This window comes from Mesorhizobium sp. M7A.F.Ca.US.006.04.2.1 (assembly GCF_004022915.1).
Taxonomy (GTDB): domain Bacteria; phylum Pseudomonadota; class Alphaproteobacteria; order Rhizobiales; family Rhizobiaceae; genus Mesorhizobium; species Mesorhizobium ciceri.
In genome coordinates this window covers 1-4452 of the sequence record NZ_RZQA01000538.1, presented here as the reverse complement: position 1 = coordinate 4452, position 4452 = coordinate 1, and the positions used below count along the sequence as shown (strand labels likewise).

At 63.8% G+C, this 4452-nt stretch carries 5 protein-coding genes; 3 read left to right on the top strand and 2 right to left on the bottom strand.

Features of this window, described 5'->3' with window-relative positions; translation table 11 throughout:
* Positions 1-386: thioesterase family protein (locus EN925_RS24625; RefSeq protein WP_164894369.1), on the bottom strand; the 386-nt coding region annotated here is incomplete at its 3' end.
* A 163-nt stretch (positions 387-549) separates the two neighbouring features.
* On the opposite strand from EN925_RS24625, the gene EN925_RS24620 reads away from it, so the two are divergent.
* Positions 550-1962, top strand: coding sequence for an FAD-linked oxidase C-terminal domain-containing protein (locus EN925_RS24620; protein ID WP_127368752.1), 1413 nt, complete (start codon positions 550-552; stop codon positions 1960-1962).
* A gap of 117 nt (positions 1963-2079) precedes the next feature.
* A complete protein-coding gene (locus tag EN925_RS24615) occupies positions 2080-2601 on the top strand; it encodes a hypothetical protein (RefSeq protein ID WP_013531009.1) in 522 nt (173 codons plus the stop codon).
* Positions 2602-2642: 41 nt separating this feature from the next.
* Here the strand turns inward: EN925_RS24615 and EN925_RS24610 are convergent, their stop codons facing one another.
* Entirely contained in the window at positions 2643-3626 is a 984-nt protein-coding gene (locus tag EN925_RS24610; RefSeq protein ID WP_127385455.1) for a Dyp-type peroxidase, read from the bottom strand.
* Between the two features lie 129 nt (positions 3627-3755).
* Here EN925_RS24610 and EN925_RS24605 point away from each other — a divergent pair.
* Positions 3756-4452: AsmA family protein (locus EN925_RS24605; protein ID WP_128336996.1), on the top strand; the 697-nt coding region annotated here is incomplete at its 3' end.

The following is a 4452-nucleotide window of genomic DNA, read 5'->3' as shown; positions in this document are numbered from 1 at the left end:
TCGGCGGGGAAGGGCGCCACCTTCGGCCCGGACATGTCGACATGCAGCGACAGCGATTCGGAAGTCGCGGCCAGCCAGCCGTCGACATGGCGGATTTCCTGATAGGCCCGCAGCCGCTTATCGTCATGGTCGATGAGCTGGAAAGAGACCGTGACCTTGTGCTCGAGATGCAGTTCCTGCACGTAGCAGACATGGACTTCGGCGGTGTAGATGGTGAGGCGGCGATCCCTAGCATAGTTCGGTCCCATGCCCATTGCCTCGAAGGCGTCGTCCGAGCAGCGGTCGAACAGCACGTTGTAATAGGCCATGTTGAGATGGCCGTTGTAGTCGATCCAGTCCTTCTCGATGTCCATGGGTTTCGAGACGAAGGGAGTGGGGATGGGCATCGAAACTTCCTTGTTCTGGTGCTGGACAGAGCGTGGCTCCGGAGACTCTATTTGTTCTGACGCAATTTCGGACGGAAAACCGCTTCACACTTTTCCTGGAATTGCTTTACGCATCCATAGACGCATAACAAGCATGGACGCTGGTCCATTCGCGGAGGAATTCATGGCTCTGAGCGACCTCAACCCGGTCGAACGCAACGAGGAAGGCATCGCCGCGGTGCTCGGCATCCTCAAGCAGCAGCTCGGCGAGCGATTCCAGACCGGCCAGGCGATCCGCTCGCAGCATGCACATACCACCACCTACATTCCGACGCAGGCACCGGATGGCGTTGCGTTCCCCGAGACGACGGCCGAGGTGCAGGAGATCGTGCGCGCCTGTGCGGCGCACCGCGTGCCGGTGATCGCCTTCGGCGTCGGCTCCTCGCTGGAGGGTCACACCAACGCACCGGGCGGCGGCATATCGGTCGACACATCGCGCATGAACCGTATCCTGGCGGTCAATCCGCAGGATCTCGACTGCACGGTCGAACCCGGCGTCACCCGTGAGGATTTGAACCGGCATCTGCGCGACACCGGCCTGTTCTTTCCGATCGATCCCGGCGCCAATGCCTCGCTGGGCGGCATGGCCGCAACGCGGGCCTCCGGCACCAACGCGGTGCGCTACGGAACGATGCGCGAGAACGTGCTGTCGCTGACCGCCGTCATGGCCGACGGCGAAATGGTGACGACCGGCAAGCGGGCGAAAAAGAGCTCGGCCGGCTATGATCTGACGCGGCTGCTGGTCGGCTCGGAAGGCACGCTCGGCATCATCACGTCGCTGACCTTGAAGCTGCAGGGCATCCCGCAGGCGATCTCCGGCGGCGTCTGCCCGTTTCCGAGCGTCGAGGCGGCCTGCAACGCGGTTATCGCGACGATCCAGATGGGCATTCCGGTGGCGCGCATCGAACTGGTCAACGCGCTGCAGATGCGGGCGATGAAGAACTATTCGAAGCTCGATTATCCCGAAAGCCCGTGCCTGTTCGTCGAGTTTCATGGTAGCGATGCCGGCGTTGCCGAACAGGCCGAAACCTTCGGCATGATCGCGGAGGAAAATGGCGGCGGGCCGTTCCTGTGGACCAGCGTCGCCGAGGAGCGCACCAAACTGTGGAAGGCGAGGCACGACGCCTACTGGTCGTCGCTGACCCTGCGGCCCGGCGCCAAGGGGCTGTCGACCGATGTCTGCGTGCCGATCTCGCGCTTTGCCGAATGCGTCATGGAAACCGAGGCCGATATCGCCGAGATGGGCCTGATCGCGCCGATCGTCGGCCATGCCGGCGACGGCAATTTCCACGTGCTGGTGCTGATGGATGTGAACGATCCCAAGGAGATCGCGCTGTCGGAAAAGTTCGTCGCGCGGCTCAACATGCGAGCCATCGCCATGGACGGCACCTGCACCGGCGAGCACGGCATCGGCCAGGGCAAGATCGGCTTCCTGCGCCACGAGCTCGGCCACGGCGTCGACATCATGCGCACCATCAAGCAGGCGCTCGATCCGCTTGATATCATGAACCCGGGCAAGATCTTGCCGGGAAACTAACCGATTTTCCGACGCAAGGTTCGTAGGCGGCCAGTCTTGACCGCGCCACCATTCGGGCCGAGGCTTGGCCGGTAGCAGGGCCTGAAGCCAACAGGCGTGCCAGCGGAGGAGGATGCCATGGCGATTTCACGCAAGGAAGAAGCGCGCGCGCTGAGTGCCGACGAACACGATCTGGTGGAGAAGTCTCACCATCCGGCGGTGCAGGAGCTCTCCGACGCCGATCTTGCCGGCCTGGTCAAGCTGTTGCGGGAGCGGCGCGACAAGGCGCAGACCGAAGCACACCGCCGCCGGCGTGAGATCCGGGGCAAGGGCGCGGCGAAGGGCGCTACGCCTTCGAAGGCTGATGGCGGGTCGCAGCTCAAGCTTGCGGTGCTGGCCATGGCCATGCGGCGCCTGAATGGCGAGGCCGAGCGGCGCCGGCAACTGGCCGCCAGCGTTTCGCTGATCGAGAATGCGCGCAAGGCATTGGTGATGAAGCAAGGGGCGGCATCGGACGGCCCCGCCTTCAACTCGCGCACCGCGCGCAGGGGTATGCGGCCGGTGGCGAACCAGAGGGCGCCGGATCTGGTCCGGCCAATGGAACTCGGCCGGCAGCGCAGGGCGGCCAAGGTGGCACAGGCAAAGCGCGACGCACGCTGAATTCGCGGTGATCGCGGGCTGAAATCGTTGAGGACGCCTGCCTACCGTGCGGCAGGCTTCGCCTGTCCGCCCTCGACAAGCGTCTGCAGCATGGGGCGGGTTGGCGCGAAGAATGTCGTGCCGGTGTGCGGTGTGGAGAAATCGAGCAGGCGGTCGTAGGCGCCCGGCGGCTCGCCGATATACATGCGCTGCAGCATTTTTTCGGTGACCCAAAGATATCTGGAATAGCCGATGAAGTAGGTGCCGAACTCGTTCTGCCCCGGCCTGCCGAACGGCATGTTGTCGCGCAAAATATCGTACTCGTTGCCGGCGGCATCCTCGATGGTGGCCAGCGACTTGTGCGATTTGCGCGGCGCATCGTCATCGTCGATTTCGATGTTGTCGATCTTGGTGCGGCCGATGATCGCTTCCTGCTCGGGCGTCGGAATGCGCGCCCAGGCCTGCATGTCGTGGAGATATTTCTGGACGACGACATAGCTGCCGCCGGCGAAGTCGGCGTCTTCATCGCCGATGAGCGCAGAGGCGGGCAAGTCGAGGCCGGTCGGGTTGGCGGTCCCGTCGACGAAGCCGAGCAGGTCGCGCGCATCGAAATAGCGAAAGCCGGAAACCTCATCGATGACGCTTACGCCGTCACCGAGATTGTCGAGCAGGATGCGCTCGAACTCGAAGCACATGTCGGGTCGCTCGGAGCGGATGTGGAAGAGAAGATCGCCGGCGGTCGAAGGCGCCGAATGAACGGCACCCTTGATCGGCGCGAACGGTTTCAGTTCCAGCGGCCGCCGGTCTGGAGAGAGACGATCCCAGAGATCGCGGCCGATGCCGGCGATGCACGACAGCCGCCCGGAAAGGTCGCGGAATCCGACATTTTTGACGAGATCGTCGAGCCCGCCGAGCACGGAGGCAACCTTGGCGAGCGCGCTCTGCCCACTGGCGACGGTGACGACAAGAAAGACCGCCGAAAGCGACAGCGGAGCGTCGACACTTTGCGCATCGATCGGCACGCGATCCCAGTTCTTGCCCGACATCCGATTTCTCCGCTTCGCCGGGATTTGTTTCAGATCACCGGAGATCGCGCAACTGGATGAATTGCCTCTTTATCGACACGCGGATGCGGGTAGAGTGCGGCGGAAATTCAACCAACCTGTTCGGAGCTGATGCTCGCACGCCTGTTCGTGATCTTCGGTGGCCTGTTCGTGCTGGTGCTGTGTGCGGCGCTGGTGGTGCCGTATTTTATCGACTGGACCGGCTACCGCGCCGACTTCGAGCGCGAGGCGAGCGCCATTCTCGGCCGCAAGGTGACCGTGCAGGGCGACGCCACGGCAAGGCTGTTGCCGTTCCCTTCGGTGACCTTCTCGAATGTCGCCGTCGCCGGCGGCCCCAACGGCCAGCCGGCCATGACGGTCGAGACGTTTTCGATGGATGCGGAACTGGCGCCCTTCCTGCGCGGTGAAGTGCTGATCTTCGACATGCGGCTGGTGCGGCCGAAAGCGACCATCGATATCGCCAATGACGGCACTGTCGACTGGGCGATACGGCCGTCCTCGCCCTTCGACCCCAGCCAGATCTCGATCGAGAAGCTGACGGTGACGGAGGGTCAGATCGAAGTTCGCCATGCCGCTGGCGGGCGCAGCCATCTGTTTTCCGAGATCAATTCGACCGTCTCGGCCAAGTCGCTGGCCGGCCCATGGCGCATGGACGGCACGCTGCGGCTGGACGGGTTGCGCACCGCGGTCACCGCGTCCACCGGCAAGGCCGAAGGCTCAGGACAGATGCGGTTTCGGCTGAAGGCCGATCCGGACGCCTATCCGCTGGTCATCGAGACCGACGGCAATGCCGGCATCGTCAATGGGG

What these genes read in the sequence shown, in the direction of transcription:
- EN925_RS24615 (WP_013531009.1), top strand. Translation starts at nt 2,080, where the DNA reads ATGGCGATTTCACGCAAGGAAGAAGCGCGCGCGCTGAGTGCCGACGAA.
- EN925_RS24620 (WP_127368752.1), top strand. Translation starts at nt 550, where the DNA reads ATGGCTCTGAGCGACCTCAACCCGGTCGAACGCAACGAGGAAGGCATC.
- EN925_RS24610 (WP_127385455.1), bottom strand. Translation starts at nt 3,626, where the DNA reads ATGTCGGGCAAGAACTGGGATCGCGTGCCGATCGATGCGCAAAGTGTC.